Origin of the sequence: Enterobacter cloacae complex sp. P12RS (genome assembly GCF_014895875.1) — a bacterium.
GTDB lineage: Bacteria > Pseudomonadota > Gammaproteobacteria > Enterobacterales > Enterobacteriaceae > Enterobacter > Enterobacter bugandensis.
In genome coordinates, this window is sequence record NZ_JADBQO010000045.1 from 22007 (window position 1) to 37764 (window position 15758).

Here is a 15758-nt window from a genome sequence, read left to right on the forward strand (position 1 = left end):
CACGGATAAACCTGACAAAGCGCGATATAATGTCAAAAAAATTTTGACGGTAAAAGGCGTAATGATGATTAACCTACAGCGGACGCAGATGTTTGTTGCGGTGGCCGATACCGGCAGCTTCACTGCCGCAGCCGATGCGCTGGGCCTGACAAAAGCCGTGGTCAGCTTCAATATTCGCCAGCTCGAAGCCGAGCTGGGGGTGACGCTGCTGCTGCGCTCCACCCGCCGACTGACGTTAACCGAGGCGGGAGCGCTTTTTCATCAGCGCAGCGTGGCGCTTCTGAAGGACGCAGAACGGCTGCAGGATGATGTTCGCGCGAATCATGCAGGACTCACGGGGGAATTGCGGATCACCACCACGCCTGAGTATGGTTCGCGGGTCGTGGTACCGTTGCTGGCAAGGTTTAGCCAGCTGCACCCGGAGCTTCGCGTGCGTCATGTTTCGTCTTCACTCCATGCCGACCTGATCTCAGAGCGCTTTGACGTGGCTATTCGGTTGGGAACGCTTACCGACTCGCGCTACCACGCCGCATTGATTTCACATTTTTCCATCCTGCCCATCGCGACGCCGGAATGGCGGATGAATCATCCGGTTGAATCGCTTGCGCAGCTGGCGCAAGCCGACTGGATTATTCACGAGCGCTTAGCGTCGCCGCTGCGCTGGCAGGTAAAAGATGCCAGCGGTGCGTCTGAAATGCTTGAGATAAAAAAAGCGCCGCGCCTGTTTGCCGACAGCGCGCAGGCGCTTATGGCTTTTGCGCTTGCGGGAAGTGGCGTGGCGTTACTGCCGGAATGGCTGGTGCGCGATGCGCTTGATGCGGGAAAACTGGTCCCGGTTTTACCGGAATATACCTTCGCGCGGCAGGGCATCCACGCGGTTTATCCGGATGCCCGGCACGTGCCTGCGAAAGTGCGCACCTTTATTGATTTTATGCGCGCCAGGGTGAATTAATCGTGCATCATCTTTTTGATGAGCGCAGAGAACTGCTCCCGTTCGGCCTTATTAAGACGCCCTAAAAACGCCTCATCCACCTCGTTGCCGACCGGCTGGCAGTCTGCAAGCAGGGCTTCGCCTTCCGGCGTCAGGAAGACAAACCGGCGGCGCTTATCTGCGGGATCGTGCTCGCGTTTGACCAGCCCGCGCGCCTCCATTCGGCTGAGCATCTCCGCCAGCGTCGCCTTCGTGCTGACCGCCACTTCGGTCAATGCCACCTGCTCAATGCCCGGGTGCTCGGCAATGGAGCGCATAACCGCATACTGCGGCTTGGTCAGTTCCGGCAGGGAATGTTGCCACTTAGCGGTATGCTGTTGAAAAAGCTGACGTAACAGGTGGAACGCCTCTTGTCTTAGTTCCATGAACACTCCGACCGAAAAAATCACCCCCTATGATAGCCGCTAAAGCCCGGGATGATAACGCGGGATTTTTTAGCAATTAATGTGATCGTGTGCGAACGATCTTGTCAGTAGAGCGATCCGGGAGTAGTTTATCTATAAATGTTCGTACACGAACAAATTAATTGAGGTGATGAATGAGATTGATCGTGGGAATGACAGGAGCAACGGGGGCTCCGCTGGGCGTGGCGCTGCTGCTGGCGCTGAGGGAAATGCCGGAGGTAGAGACCCATCTGGTCATGTCGAAGTGGGCAAAAACAACCATTGAGCTGGAAACGCCTTACAGCGTGCAGGACGTTGCTGCGCTGGCTGACGTTGTTCACAGCCCGGCTGACCAGGCCGCCACCATCTCCTCCGGCTCGTTTCGCACCGACGGCATGATCGTCATTCCCTGCAGCATGAAAACGCTGGCGGGGATCCGCGCGGGCTACGCCGAAGGGCTGGTGGGCCGTGCGGCAGATGTGGTGCTGAAAGAGGGGCGCAAGCTGGTGCTCGTTCCCCGCGAAACGCCGCTCAGCACCATTCATCTGGAGAACATGCTGGCGCTTTCCCGCATGGGCGTGGCGATGGTGCCGCCCATGCCTGCGTATTACAACCACCCGCAAACCGCCGATGACATCACCCAGCATATCGTCACCCGTGTGCTCGACCAGTTTGGTCTGGAGCACAAAAAGGCGCGCCGATGGAACGGGTTGCGGGAGGCGAAACATTTTTCACAGGAGAACAAAGATGGCATTTGATGATTTGAGAAGCTTCCTGCAGGCGCTCGATGAGCAAGGGCAACTGCTGAAAATTGAGGAAGAGGTGAATGCGGAGCCGGATCTGGCGGCGGCAGCCAACGCCACAGGCCGTATTGGCGACGGCGCGCCCGCGCTGTGGTTCGACAATATTCGTGGCTTTACCGATGCCCGCGTGGTGATGAACACCATCGGCTCGTGGCAAAACCACGCCATATCGATGGGGCTGCCAGCGAATACCCCGGTAAAAAAACAGATCGACGAGTTTATTCGCCGCTGGGATAAATTCCCCGTTACGCCGGAGCGCCGCGCTAACCCGGCCTGGGCGCAAAATACGGTCGACGGTGAAGACATTAACCTGTTCGATATCCTGCCGCTGTTTCGCCTGAACGACGGTGACGGCGGTTTTTATCTCGATAAAGCGTGCGTTGTCTCGCGCGATCCGCTCGACCCGGACCATTTCGGCAAGCAGAACGTCGGGATCTACCGCATGGAGGTCAAGGGCAAGCGCAAGCTCGGCCTGCAGCCGGTACCGATGCATGATATCGCCCTCCATCTGCACAAAGCGGAAGAGCGCGGGCAAGATCTGCCGATCGCGATTACTCTCGGCAACGACCCGATCATCACCCTGATGGGCGCCACGCCGCTGAAATACGATCAGTCTGAGTATGAAATGGCCGGCGCGCTGCGCGAAAGCCCGTACCCGATTGCCACCGCGCCGCTGACCGGCTTCGACGTGCCGTGGGGGTCTGAAGTGATCCTGGAAGGGGTGATTGAAGGCCGCAAACGTGAAATCGAAGGGCCGTTCGGCGAGTTTACCGGACACTATTCCGGTGGCCGTAATATGACGGTGGTCCGTATCGACAAAGTTTCTTACCGCACCAAACCGATCTTCGAATCCCTTTACCTCGGCATGCCGTGGACCGAGATTGACTATCTGATGGGACCAGCCACCTGCGTGCCGCTTTACCAGCAGCTGAAGGCGGAATTCCCGGAAGTGCAGGCGGTGAATGCCATGTACACCCACGGTCTGCTGGCAATTATCTCCACCAAAAAACGCTACGGTGGTTTTGCCCGCGCGGTCGGTTTACGCGCCATGACCACGCCGCACGGTCTGGGCTACGTGAAGATGGTGATTATGGTGGATGAGGATGTCGATCCGTTCAACCTCCCGCAGGTGATGTGGGCGCTCTCATCGAAGGTCAATCCGGCAGGGGATCTGGTGCAGCTGCCGAACATGTCAGTGCTTGAACTCGATCCTGGCTCCAGCCCGGCGGGCATTACCGACAAACTGATTATTGATGCCACCACGCCTGTTGCACCGGACACCCGTGGCCACTACAGCCAGCCGGTACAGGATCTGCCTGAAACTAAAGCCTGGGCTGAAAAACTGACCGCGATGCTGGCAGCACGCCAATAAGGAGGAAAAGATGATTTGTCCACGTTGTGCCGATGAGCATATTGAAGTGATGGCGACGTCACCGGTGAAAGGGGTCTGGACCGTTTATCAGTGCCAGCATTGTCTTTATACCTGGCGCGATACCGAACCGCTGCGTCGTACCAGCCGCGAGCATTACCCGGAAGCGTTCCGCATGACGCAGAAGGATATTGATGAAGCACCGCAGGTGCCGACGATCCCGCCGCTGTTGTAAAAATAAGCCCGGTAGCGCTGCGCTTACCGGGCCTACGGGTTTTGTAGGTCGGGTAAGGCGAAGCCGCCACCCGACAAAACAGACCGCAGAAAACTAAACCAGACTCTTCAACCGATAAATCCACTCCAGCGCCTGACGCGGCGTCAGTGAATTCGGGTCGAGGTTCTCCAGCGCTTCCACCGCAGGCGACGTTTCTTCAGCTGGCGCCAACAGCGACATCTGGGTGCCATCAATCTGCGTCGCCGCCGCATTCGGCGAGAGGCTTTCCAGCTCACGCAGCTTCTGGCGAGCGCGCTTGATCACCTCTTTTGGTACACCTGCCAGCGCCGCAACGGCCAGGCCATAGCTCTTGCTCGCCGCTCCATCCTGCACCGTGTGCATAAAGGCGATGGTGTCGCCGTGCTCCAGCGCATCAAGATGAACGTTAGCCACGCCTTCCATTTTCTCCGGCAGCTGCGTCAGCTCGAAGTAGTGGGTGGCGAACAGCGTCATGGCCTTGATTTTATTCGCGAGGCTTTCAGCACAGGCCCAGGCCAGAGACAGGCCGTCATAGGTTGAGGTTCCGCGTCCTACCTCATCCATCAGCACCAGGCTGTGCTCCGTCGCGTTATGCAGAATGTTAGCCGTTTCGGTCATCTCGACCATGAAGGTTGAGCGACCGCTCGCCAGATCGTCCGCTGCCCCAACGCGGGTGAAGATACGATCGATGGGGCCAATCTCCACTTTTTGCGCCGGGACGTAGCTGCCGATATACGCGAGCAAAGCAATCAGCGCCGTCTGGCGCATATAGGTACTCTTACCGCCCATGTTCGGGCCGGTAATGATCAGCATTCTTCTCTGCGGCGAGAGGCTCAGCGGGTTGGCGATGAACGGTTCGTTCAGCACCTGCTCAACGACCGGGTGACGGCCTTCCGTAATGCGAATGCCGGGCTTGTCGGTAAAGGTCGGGCAGGTATAGTTCAGCGTTTCAGCCCGTTCTGCCAGGTTCACCAGCACGTCCAGCTCCGCCAGCGCGCTGGCGCTGAGCTGCAGGTCAGCCAGGTGCGGCATCAGCATGTCAAACAGCTCGTCATACAGCTGTTTTTCCAGCGCCAGGGCTTTACCTTTCGAGGTGAGTACTTTGTCCTCGTACTCTTTCAGCTCGGGAATGATGTAACGCTCGGCGTTTTTCAAGGTCTGACGACGTACGTAGTGAATCGGCGCCAGATGGCTTTGCCCGCGGCTGATCTGAATGTAGTAACCGTGTACCGCGTTATACCCCACTTTCAGCGTGTCGAGCCCAAGACGCTCGCGCTCGCGGATTTCCAGCTTATCCAGATAGTCCGTCGCGCCGTCGGCCAGCGCGCGCCATTCGTCCAGCTCCTCGTTGTAGCCTGGAGCAATCACGCCGCCATCGCGCACCAGAACCGGAGGGGCATCAATAATGGCGCGCTCCAGCAGCTCGCGAAGCTCGGTGAATTCACCCATCGTTTCGCGGAGTTTCTGCACCGGCGCGCTGTCAACGTCACTCAGCTGCGCACGCAGTTCCGGCAGTTGCTGGAAAGCATGTCGCATCCGCGCAAGGTCGCGCGGGCGCGCGGTGCGCAGAGCCAGACGGGCCAGGATACGCTCCAGATCGCCCACCTGGCGCAGGATCGGCTGCAGCTCGGTATAGCGATCCTGCAACGCAGCAATCGTCTGCTGGCGGCAAACCAGCGTATCGGTATCGCGAATCGGCATATGCAGCCAGCGCTTCAGCATGCGACTGCCCATTGGCGTCACCGTGCTGTCGAGCACCGACGCGAGCGTGTTTTCAACGCCACCTGCCAGGTTCTGGGTGATCTCCAGGTTACGGCGCGTGGCGGCATCCATGATGATGCTGTCCTGCTGGCGCTCCATGGTGATAGAGCGGATATGCGGCAGGGCGGTGCGCTGGGTGTCTTTCACGTACTGCAGCAGGCAACCTGCGGCACACAGCCCGCGTGGAGCATTTTCCACGCCAAAGCCAATCAGATCGCGGGTACCGAACTGCAGGTTCAGCTGCTGGCGCGCGGTATCAATTTCAAATTCCCACAGCGGGCGACGGCGCAATCCGCGACGGCCTTCAATCAGCGCCATTTCGGCGAAGTCTTCGGCGTAGAGCAATTCTGCCGGGTTGGTGCGCTGCAGTTCGGCAGCCATCGTTTCGCGGTCAGCCGGCTCACTCAGGCGAAAACGCCCGGAGCTGATGTCCAGCGTGGCGTAGCCAAACCCTTTGCCGTCCTGCCACAGCGCCGCCAGCAGGTTATCCTGGCGCTCCTGAAGCAGGGCTTCATCACTGATGGTGCCTGGCGTGACGATGCGCACGACTTTGCGCTCAACCGGGCCTTTCGAGGTTGCCGGATCGCCGATTTGTTCGCAGATGGCAACGGACTCACCCTGATTCACCAGCTTGGCCAAGTAGTTTTCAACCGCGTGGTGCGGGATACCGGCCATCGGGATGGGCTCGCCTGCGGATGCGCCACGTTTGGTTAGCGAGATGTCGAGCAACTGCGAGGCACGTTTAGCATCGTCATAAAACAGCTCGTAAAAATCGCCCATGCGGTAAAACAGCAGGATTTCCGGATGCTGTGCCTTCAGCTTCAGGTACTGCTGCATCATCGGCGTATGTGCGTCGAAATTGTCGATTGTGCTCATGGAGTTATGATGTCCATTTCTTTGAAAATAAACCGTTTTGAGCGGCTCAGTGGCCGTTTGTTCGTTCTATTGTCGCATGAAAAAAAGGTACGGCGCAGAAAAATGTGGCGGCTTTACGAGGCGCCTTCAGACATTAACTCAATGACGATTTTTCCATGCTCAACGCCCACCCTGACCTGGGAGTTGGTGGTAAAGCCCGCCTTTTCAAGCCAGTCTCCTTTTAAGCTCAGTGCCGCATGCACGCTGTATCGCTTTGGTATCTTCGTTTTTCGATCCTCGTGACGTTTTCTGAAATATCCCACTTTTAAATGGCGGTAGGGTTTGCCGATCGCGATCTCTTTCATAGGGTCTCCAGACTATACGGACAACGGTCATTCCTGATGCCTGTATAAAATACCAGTGATTTTCAGGAGGTGCAGGGTTAATAGTGGAATCAGGCTTCAGAAAACGGAATGCAACACCTGAAATCCACAGTTTTAAAGTGTATTATTGATGCATCTTATTATTTGGTAAGTCGCTATGACCGGTAAACGCATATCACGTGAAAAAGAGACCATCGCGAAAATGATCGCGTTGTACGCAAAGCAGTGTCCACAGGCTTCTCAGGAAGCGGGGCATTATCAGGCGCTCAACGCGTATGCTGATAAGCGCCTGGATAAGTGCGTTTTTGGTGAAGAAAAGCCCGCCTGTAAACAATGCCCGGTGCACTGCTACCAGCCTGCCAGACGTGAAGAGATGAAGCAGATTATGCGCTGGGCAGGCCCGCGTATGTTATGGCGTCACCCCATTCTGACCGTCCGCCATCTGATGGATGACCGTCGTCCGGTGCCGGAACTGCCGGAGAAGTATCGCCCGAAAAAGTGAATCGATCAGCTTCGTAGCGGGCGGCAAATCACGTTCAGGGCCAGCGCGCTGCAAAGTGGAAAGAGCGCCAGCAGCAGCCACGGATAAATCGCCTGCGTTGAAGGCACCAGTGCGCGATCCAGCAGGCTGCCAAATAACAAGTTTCCAGCCAGTACCGCAATGCCTCCGGCGGTGGAGAGTGCGCCATAGTGCGCGCCCAGCGTGGATTCATCGGCGAAACGCGGAATGAGATCTTTTGCCGACGGCACCAGCAGCATCTGCCCCAGCGTCAGCAGCGTGACAAACGAGACCGAGGGCAGAAGCCGCAGCCAGCCTTCAGGCGGTTCTGTTGCCGCAAACATTGCCACGCTCGCAAAGGCGGCGGAAAGCAGCAAAAAGCCCACCGGAAGAATGTTCACCGCGCCCACGCGTCGGGCGACACGCGCCAGCGGCAGCTGTAAGGTAATGATCAGAACGGAGGCCAGCATAAAAAGCGGGCCGAGATCTTTCTCGTTACCGCCGGAGCGCTGGATCTCCACCGGCAGCGCCAGATAGAGCTGGTTATAGCTTAACAGCCAGGAGCTGTAGGCAATGATAAAGGCGACAAAGCGCGGCTGGCGGAACGTCGTCCACCAGGGCACTATTTTTATCTTCTGTGAACGTTGCCCGGCAGCAGGTAGACAGAAGTAAAGCACCACTAGCGCAATGATAAAGACGCCTGCCCCCGCCAGCGCCACCTGGCGGAAGCCAAGCCCCGTTAGCAGAGCGCCAGCAACCGGGCCCAGTACCGCGCCGAGCTCCCCGCAGACGGCAAAGAGCGCAAACCACTCCGCCCGGCTTCGTTTCCCTTTCGCCTCGCTGTGGGTACCCGCTTTCGCCAGCAGAGCCTCAATTGAGGGAGAAAATAACGCGCCGCCGACGCCCGTCAGACACGCGCCCAGAATAATCGGCCACAGCGATCCCCCGAAGGCCAGCAGCAGATAGCCTGAAACACGAACTATACAGCCGCTGAGGATGATGACCTTCGCGCCAAACCGGTCCGAGAGCGCACCGCCAACGATAAACATCCCCTGCTGCGAGAACGTGCGCAGGCCCAGGATCAGCCCGATGAGCCCGCCGGAGAGCAGCATGTCGTCACGCAGAAATACCGCCAGGAAGGGAACGACGGCGTAAAAACCAATGTTAAAAACAAACTGGCTACCCAGTAAAACGGGCGGCCAGAGCGTGGTGGCGGGGCGAAGGGGCATTGTCGATCAGTCGTCCCTAAACGATAAAGTGAATGTGCTTTTTGCCATGAAACGGCGAGATCTCAATTTTGGTTTTGACCCGGAAGACATCCCAGAGCAACGACTCGGATAAGATGTCCTGCGGCGTTCCGGTCGCCACAATTTGCCCTTTCTGCATCACAATCAGCGAGTCGCAGAACATTGAAGCGTGGTTGAGATCGTGGATGGCGACGATACTGGTAACGGGTAATTGGCTGATCAACTGCATCAGCTGCATCTGATGATGGATATCCAGGTGGTTGGTCGGTTCATCCAGCAGGATTTCGGTTGGCGTTTGCGCCAGCGCTCGGGCAATATGCACCCGCTGACGCTCGCCGCCGGACAGGCTCAGCCAGCCCTGCTCGCTGCGGTCCAGCATATCGACACGCTGCAGAGCCGCGGTGACGGTGTCGTCATCCTGCGCGCTCCAGTTAGAAAAAGGGGAGTGGTGCGGAATACGTCCAAGTTTGACCACGTCGCGCACGCGCATATTGGCGTCGGTCATCCCGTGCTGCTCAACGAACGCCACCCGGCGGGCAAGCTGCTTTTTGGCGATGCGGGAAATGTCCTGCCCGTCCAGGGTCACGCTGCCCGAATCCGGGCGACGCAGGCCTGCCAGGATACGCAAAAGGGACGATTTGCCGCAGCCGTTAGGACCAAGCAAACCCACCGTTTCGCCGCGTGAAACCTTCAGCGAGACACCATTGACGATAACTTTTTTGCCTACCTTCCAGGTAATATTTTCAGCGCAGATACTCATCACTTATTCCTTGAGCGGTAGATAATCACGGCAAAGAAAGGTACGCCCACCAGCGCGGTGACCACGCCGACGGGCAGGCTCTGCGGGGCAATCAGCATGCGCGAGGCGATATCGGCCAGCACCATCAGGATCGCCCCCGCCAGCGCGCTGGCAATCAGCAGCGTGCGGTGCAGCGGCCCGAACAGGAAGCGCATGACGTGAGGCACCACCAGCCCTACAAAGCCGATTGAGCCCGCCATGCTGACGATGGTCGCGGTGATCAGGGCCGTGGTGGTAAACAGGGCAAGACGCACCCAGGGCACGGCAATGCCTAAGGAGGCTGCCGCGTCATCACCAAAGGTAAAGGCGTCCAGCGCCCGGGAATAGTAGAGGCAGACGGCAAGGCCCGCCAGCACGACAACCAGCGCCAGCTGGAATTCCGGCCAACGCACGCCGCTAAAGCTGCCCAGCAGCCAGAACATCACGTCGCGCGCCTGCTGCGCGCTGGCGGAGGTGCTGATGGTGTAGGCGGTAATGGCGTTGAAAAGCTGAGATGCAGCAACGCCTGCCAGAATGGTGCGTTCATTGCCGCCGCGCGCGCCGTTCGTCAGAAAGGCGACAAACGCAAAGGCGGCGAACGCCCCGGCAAACGCGCCCGCAGAGAGCGACACCGCGCCGGTGCCGATGCCCAGGACGACGACCGACACCGCCCCGGTTGAGGCACCCGCCGACACGCCGAGCACGTAAGGTTCCGCCAGCGCGTTCTTCAGCAGGCTTTGCAGCACGGCACCGCAGATGGCTAAACCGGCCCCGCAGCAGGCCGCCACCAGCGCGCGGCTCAGGCGAAAGTCCCAGATCACGCTCTCATAGATGCGGTTGAGCGGAACGTCGGTCAGCCCCAGCTTATTACCAATAGCGTAAAAGACGTTGGACAGCGGAATCGGCAGCTCACCGACGCTGACGCCAAGAGCAATCACTAAAAACAGCAGGACAACGGCAAGCAGAGCGGAAGTGGTCAGGATCAGGCCCTGGCGGGCCTGAAGTACGGCTGCCGTCATCAGTTCAGCCCCAGTTTTCTGAGCTGTTCACCCACCTGTTCAGCACCGTAAATCGTACGAATCGTCGGGTTCATCGCCTGACCGTCCATCACCACGATATGGCCTTTTTTGACGGCATCAAGCTGGCTCACGGCAGGATCGCTTTTCAGGAATTTGATTTTCTCATCCGCGTTATCCAGCGCCCAGCGGTTGCGGTCCAGACTGGAGACGACAATCACATCAGGGTTCGCGGCAATAATACTTTCCCAGCCGACGGTCGGCCATTCGGTCTCAGCGGTAATGGCGTTATGGCCACCCAGCACGTTAGCAATAAAACCGGAGGCGCTGTTTTTCCCGCCGACATAGGCATCTGCCGAAGGCGAGGCGCTTGAGAACCAGAAAACAAAGGAGAGGTCTTTTTTGTTTTTACCAAATTCCTGACGCAGGTCAGCCTCACGTTTTTTGAAATCAGCGATAACGGCCTGGCCGCGCGCTTCAACGTTGAAAATCTTCGCGAAATCTTCAATCTCTTTATAAAGGTACGTCATATCCCACAGCGTCTGGCGGCTGCCGTACATATCGCCTGCCGCTTTTTTGGTGGCGCACATGCCTGGAGATAAATAGCTGTTCACGCCGACGGTAGCCAGATCTTCACGTTTTGCGACCTTACTTTCCGGCCCAAGCAGCAGCGGCAGCTGTGCAGGAACAAAATCGGGGTTTTGCGCAAGGATGGATTCAAGAGTCGGAATTTCGACGGTCAGGGTTTTGATTTTTGCATTCTGCTCAGCCAGTTGCGGCAGCACTTTGGTCGGCCAGAAGGCGCTGGCTTTGACCTTATCTTCCAGCCCCAGCAGGAGCAAAATTTCCACGGTGTTCTGACCGAGGGCCACGACGCGTTCCGGCGCTTTAGTGAATGTCTCTTTATAGCCACAGTTTTCAATCGTCAGAGGATATGTGGTTGCCAGAGCAGAACTGACCGACGCAATCGCCAGGCCTAACGCGCAGATGACCTTCTTCATGAAACGCTACCCTTCATTAATATTATTTTTGATGCAAATGAAACGCATTATTAAGGCGGAATTTTATACAGAGGAAAATATATTGTGTCAATGAGGGACAATTGCGCAGGGTGACGAAAAGCGGCGCCATAAGCGGCGCCGGAATGACGGGTTAAAGCAGGCTCTCTTTATCGATTCCCAGACGCTTCATGCGAGAGAGCAGGGTAGTGCGTTTCAGCCCCAGCCGCTGAGCTGCGCCCTTCGGTCCGGCTACCACGCCGTTGGTCTCTTTCAGTACGCGCAATATCAGCTGATATTCATCTTCGCCTTCCTGCGCGACTTCTGCCGAAAGCGTGGGGGCTTCCTGAAGGGAGACTTCAGGCAAAGAGAGCTGAAGGACGTTCCCGCGCGTCAGCAGTACCGCGCGTTCAATGACGTTTTCCAGCTCGCGCACGTTGCCGGGCCACTCCATCGCCGAAAGAGTACGTAGCGTTTCGGCAGGAATACTATCGATATTCCTCCCCATCCGGCGGGCTATCTTCGCGGTAAAGGCCTTCACCAGCAGCGGAATATCTTCCGGGCGCTCGCGCAGCGGCGGCAGGCAGATCGGAAAGACGTTCAGGCGATAGTAGAGATCGCTGCGAAACTCGCGGTCGGCGACCATCTTTTTCAGGTCGCGGTTGGTGGCGGCAATCAGCCGCACGTCGGTCTGGATCAGCTTGTTGCTGCCGAGGCGCTCAAACTCCTGCTCCTGCAAAACGCGCAGCAGCTTGGGCTGCAGCTCCAGCGGCATATCGCCCACTTCGTCGAGGAACAGCGAGCTTTTATCCGCCAGTTCGAAACGGCCCAGCCGCTGGCTGCTGGCCCCGGTAAACGCGCCGCGCTCGTGGCCGAAGAGGTCACTTTCCAGCAGACCCGCGGGCATCGCCGCGCAGTTCATCTTCACCATCCGCCGGCTGTTGCGGTTGCTCAGGTTATGAATGGCGCGGGCTATCAGCTCTTTACCGGTGCCGGTTTCACCGAGGATCAGCACCGTGCTGTCGCTCTGGGCCACCATCTCCACCTGCTTAAGCACGCTGTACATGGCATCGCTGCGTCCGATGATTTCGCCAAACTCGCTGTCCACGTTGTTGAGCTGTTCGGTCAGGGCCAGGTTTTCGTCCACCAGCCGCTCTTTCAGGCGGTGGATCTCCTGATAGGCGAGGGCGTTATCCAGCGCGATGGAAATACGCTCGGCGATCTGGCGCAGCAGCTTCAGGTTGGCGGTGGTAAACACGGCTTCATCGCACTGCGCCAGTTTGAGCACCCCAAGCATGGTGCTGCCGGACATCAGCGGCAGCAGGCACAGGGTCTGAATTTTGTTGCCCCAGGTGTTAAACAGCATCCGCTCGTACGGCGCCACCGGGTCCTGCTCGCTGAGATTCAGCAGCAGGATCTCTTTGCTTTTAAATACCCGCTCAGAAAGGGTGCCCGCTTCGTCCACCTCGCTCTGCTCGTGCGCCGGGTTGGCCTCATCAAGATAGTGTGTGGAGTAGATGTTCAGCTTGCCTTTGCGGTTCCCGCGTAGCGCGATGCTGATGGCGTCGATCCTGAAATAGTGGTGGATCTCCTTGGCGACTTCGCTGACCAGCTCGTCCATGTCGAGCCTTGAGAGTACGGCGTTGGTGATGGCGACCAGAATGCGGAAGTTATCGCGCTCGCGGCTCAGCAGGTCGTAATCCACGTTATTGGTGACGCGGCTTTGGATCTGCTCCGCGACGACGGCCACAATCTGGGTAAAGGTGTGCAGCCGCTCGTACTCCGCCTCGCTCCAGGGCTGGTCGGTATTGCGGATAAACTCGCAGCCGCCAAAAATATGGCCCTCCGCCGCCAGCGGCAGCATGCCGTAATGACCGAAAGGCTGATAGAGATTGCTCTCTGCCAGCCGCGGCCATGCCATCCGAAACTCTTCAAAATTGCAGTGCAGCACTTCAGGCCGGGAGAGAATGCGGCGCACCGGGCCGTGCGCGAGGTACGTTTCGTCTTCGTATTCAAACGTTTTGCCATTCTCGCGCGTGGAATAGTAGCTCGCGCGGTGCGTTCCGCTATGCCAGAGCACAATCGCCGCGCTGTCCGCCAGCGCTGATTGCCTGACCAGCCGCGTCAGGGCATCGCTCAGCGCGCCGAGATCGGGCTGTTGTAAAAGTGTGCGCGTGATATCAAACAGGCCCTGCTGTCCAAGATCGCTCATCGGTGTATACGGCATTATTGCTTTCCAATAGAAACTGGCAAAAAAGAGACTTCACTGCTGACCGCTTATGGCGCGGTTCTAGCAAATTCGGGGTAACGGCTCAGCGTGCGGTAGATCCAGCGTGCGCTTCACGCCATAAAGTCCGGTCAGGCGCACCCCTTTGCGCTCAACCACGTCGCCAATGATGGCCGCGTCTTTCCCTAAAGGATGCGCTCTCAGCTGTTCAAGTACGGCTTCCGCCGCCGAACGTTCCACGCCGATCGCCAGCTTGCCCTCGTTGGCAAAGTTTAGCGGGTCAAGCCCTAAAAGCTCACACAGCCCCCGCACGGCAGGCTTAATGGGTAGGTCGCGTTCGCTCAGTTCAATCCCGCACCCGCTGCTTGCGGCGAACTCGTGGACAACGGCATTCACCCCGCCCCGGGTGGCGTCGCGCAGGGCTTTGACGCCCGGTATGTCGCGCAGCGTCTGGATAAGCGGGGTGAGCACCGCGCAGTCGCTGCGAAGCTCGCCGTCCAGCCCCAGGCCTTCGCGCAGGTTCAGGATGGTTGCCCCGTGGCAGCCCAGCGTTCCGCTGACAATCAGCACGTCGCCCACCGAAAGCTGCTGCGCGCCCCAGTGAACGTCGGCGGGGATCGCCCCCATTCCGGCGGTGTTGATGAAGAGCTTATCCGCCGCGCCGCGCTGGACCACTTTGGTATCCCCGGTGACGATAGCGATCCCCGCCTCGCGGGCGGTGTGCGCCATGCTGTTGACCACTGCCGCAAGCGTCTCCATCGGTAATCCTTCTTCGAGGATAAATCCGCACGAGAGGTAGCGCGGAATGGCGCCGCTGACGGCCACGTCGTTGGCCGTACCGCAGACGGCGAGCTTGCCAATATCGCCGCCCGGGAAGAATAGCGGGTCAATCACGTAGCTGTCGGTGGAGAACGCCAGCCGGTCGCCGTGTGCGGTGAGGGTTGAGAGCGCGATGCGCGCCTGATCCTCCTGCTCGGCGAGCCAGGGGTTATTAAAGGCCTCCATGAACAGCCTGTTAATCAGCTGCTGCATCGCCTGTCCACCGCTTCCGTGCGCCATTTCCACCGTGTTCATGCTTCACACTCCTGGTTGCGATACTGATACCACGCGGCGCATGCCCCTTCAGAGGAGACCATCAGTGCGCCAAACGCGGTTTGCGGGTTACAGGTGTTGCCAAATAGCGGGCAGTGATGAGGTTTGCATTTGCCGGTAAGCACCTCGCCGCAGCGGGCCCGGGGATCGTCGCACACCTGCTGCGGCTGCGGGCGGAAGTGCGCTTCGGCATCAAATTCGCGATAGGCAGGCGTCAGGCGCACGCCGGATTCCGCAATCAGCCCCAGCCCGCGCCACTCGCTGTCGCCCTCAACGCTAAACACGTCAGCTATCGCCTGCTGCGCCCGTTCATTTCCCGCATCGGGCACCACGCGGCGGTACTGGTTTTCGACCGCGCTCAGGGACGCTATTTTCTGCTCAACCAGCATGGCTACGCCTTGCAGTAGATCAAGCGGTTCGAAACCAGCCACCACTAACGGACGATTGTGCTGATCAGCGATAAAACCGTAGGCGTCTGTGCCAATCACCATGCTGACGTGGCCCGGCGCCAGAAACGCGTCGATGCCGTTGTCTGGCTCTTCGAGCAGGCTGCGCAGCGTGGGAATGAGCGTAATATGCTGGCAGAAAAAGAAAAAGTTAGTGACGTTGCGCACTTTCGCCTGCTGCAGCGTGATGGCCGTAGCGGGCATGGTGGTTTCAAAACCCAGCCCGAAAAAGACGACCTTGCGCTCAGGGTTAGCCTCTGCCAGCGTCAGGGCATCCATCGGTGAGTAAACGATCCGCACGTCCGCGCCGCGCGCCTTCGCCTGCAGCAGCGAGCCGTTTTTCCCCGGCACGCGCATCGCGTCGCCAAAGGTGCAGAAAATGACGCCGGGCTGGCCGGCAATTTCGATGCAGCTGTCGATACGCCCCATCGGCAAAACGCACACCGGGCAGCCGGGGCCGTGAATAAACTCGATGTTCTCCGGCAGCAGCTGGTCGAGGCCAAACTTGAAGATGGCGTGCGTGTGCCCGCCGCACACCTCCATGATCCGCAGCGGCCTTTCGTTCGTGTAGTCCAGCAGCGCCGCGCGCGTTTTCAGATGTCCGATAAGCTGCATCACCTGTTCTGGCGCGCGGTATTCATCAACGTAACGCATAGG

General features: G+C 58.5%; 15 protein-coding genes. 5 read left to right on the plus strand and 10 right to left on the minus strand.

What is annotated here, in order from left to right; translation table 11 throughout:
* Positions 1–64 precede the first annotated feature (64 nt).
* The gene (locus IM284_RS20135; RefSeq protein WP_047367549.1) at positions 65–952 is read left to right on the plus strand and encodes a LysR family transcriptional regulator; all 888 of its coding nucleotides are present in this window, start codon (positions 65–67) and stop codon (positions 950–952) included.
* Here the strand turns inward: IM284_RS20135 and IM284_RS20140 are convergent.
* Positions 949–1356 (minus strand): MarR family winged helix-turn-helix transcriptional regulator, encoded by a 408-nt coding sequence (locus IM284_RS20140; protein WP_028014232.1) that lies wholly within the window; start codon positions 1354–1356, stop codon positions 949–951. The two genes, IM284_RS20135 and IM284_RS20140, sit on opposite strands and share 4 nt — an antisense overlap.
* A gap of 173 nt (positions 1357–1529) precedes the next feature.
* Between IM284_RS20140 and IM284_RS20145 the strand changes: the two genes are divergently transcribed.
* The 3 genes from IM284_RS20145 to IM284_RS20155 are packed head-to-tail and all read left to right on the plus strand — an operon-like array spanning position 1530 to position 3781.
* The gene (locus IM284_RS20145; protein ID WP_028014231.1) at positions 1530–2132 is read left to right on the plus strand and encodes a non-oxidative hydroxyarylic acid decarboxylases subunit B; all 603 of its coding nucleotides are present in this window, start codon (positions 1530–1532) and stop codon (positions 2130–2132) included.
* Positions 2122–3549: a non-oxidative hydroxyarylic acid decarboxylases subunit C gene (locus IM284_RS20150; RefSeq protein WP_041908445.1), complete on the plus strand. Its 1428-nt coding sequence runs from the start codon at positions 2122–2124 to the stop codon at positions 3547–3549. Before IM284_RS20145 ends, IM284_RS20150 begins: the two co-directional genes overlap by 11 nt.
* A 10-nt stretch (positions 3550–3559) precedes the next feature.
* Positions 3560–3781, plus strand: a complete 222-nt coding sequence (locus IM284_RS20155) for a non-oxidative hydroxyarylic acid decarboxylases subunit D (protein ID WP_003862116.1) — start codon at positions 3560–3562, stop codon at positions 3779–3781.
* Between the two features lie 93 nt (positions 3782–3874).
* Here IM284_RS20155 and mutS read toward each other — a convergent pair whose 3' ends face one another.
* Both mutS and IM284_RS20165 read right to left on the minus strand, forming a co-directional pair.
* Positions 3875–6436 carry a DNA mismatch repair protein MutS gene (mutS, locus tag IM284_RS20160; RefSeq protein ID WP_047367489.1) on the minus strand — a complete coding sequence of 854 codons (2562 nt, stop codon included), beginning with the start codon at positions 6434–6436 and terminating at the stop codon, positions 3875–3877.
* 113 nt (positions 6437–6549) lie between these two features.
* The gene (locus IM284_RS20165; protein ID WP_041908449.1) at positions 6550–6780 is read right to left on the minus strand and encodes a SymE family type I addiction module toxin; all 231 of its coding nucleotides are present in this window, start codon (positions 6778–6780) and stop codon (positions 6550–6552) included.
* A 175-nt stretch (positions 6781–6955) separates the two neighbouring features.
* Here IM284_RS20165 and IM284_RS20170 point away from each other — a divergent pair, with 175 nt between their 5' ends.
* Positions 6956–7300, plus strand: a complete 345-nt coding sequence (locus IM284_RS20170; protein WP_047364429.1) for a nitrous oxide-stimulated promoter family protein — start codon at positions 6956–6958, stop codon at positions 7298–7300.
* Between the two features lie 5 nt (positions 7301–7305).
* On the opposite strand, the gene IM284_RS20175 is transcribed toward IM284_RS20170, so the two are convergent.
* From IM284_RS20175 to hypD, 7 genes are all read right to left on the minus strand, one after another.
* Positions 7306–8526: an MFS transporter gene (locus IM284_RS20175; protein WP_047367490.1), complete on the minus strand. Its 1221-nt coding sequence runs from the start codon at positions 8524–8526 to the stop codon at positions 7306–7308.
* Between the two features lie 16 nt (positions 8527–8542).
* Entirely contained in the window at positions 8543–9304 is a 762-nt protein-coding gene (locus IM284_RS20180; protein WP_041908454.1) for an ABC transporter ATP-binding protein, read from the minus strand.
* Complete coding sequence (locus IM284_RS20185; protein ID WP_047367491.1) at positions 9304–10341, minus strand: iron ABC transporter permease; 1038 nt, start codon at positions 10339–10341, stop codon at positions 9304–9306. Before IM284_RS20185 ends, IM284_RS20180 begins: the two co-directional genes overlap by 1 nt.
* Complete coding sequence (locus tag IM284_RS20190; RefSeq protein WP_028014223.1) at positions 10341–11339, minus strand: ABC transporter substrate-binding protein; 999 nt, start codon at positions 11337–11339, stop codon at positions 10341–10343. The genes IM284_RS20185 and IM284_RS20190 overlap by 1 nt, the downstream gene beginning before the upstream one ends.
* 151 nt (positions 11340–11490) lie before the next feature.
* Positions 11491–13563 carry a formate hydrogenlyase transcriptional activator FlhA gene (flhA, locus tag IM284_RS20195; protein ID WP_047367492.1) on the minus strand — a complete coding sequence of 691 codons (2073 nt, stop codon included), beginning with the start codon at positions 13561–13563 and terminating at the stop codon, positions 11491–11493.
* 63 nt (positions 13564–13626) lie between these two features.
* Complete coding sequence (hypE, locus tag IM284_RS20200) at positions 13627–14637, minus strand: hydrogenase expression/formation protein HypE (RefSeq protein ID WP_047367493.1); 1011 nt, start codon at positions 14635–14637, stop codon at positions 13627–13629.
* Positions 14634–15755 (minus strand): hydrogenase formation protein HypD, encoded by a 1122-nt coding sequence (hypD, locus tag IM284_RS20205; RefSeq protein WP_047367494.1) that lies wholly within the window; start codon positions 15753–15755, stop codon positions 14634–14636. Before hypD ends, hypE begins: the two co-directional genes overlap by 4 nt.
* Positions 15756–15758: the final 3 nt, after the last annotated feature.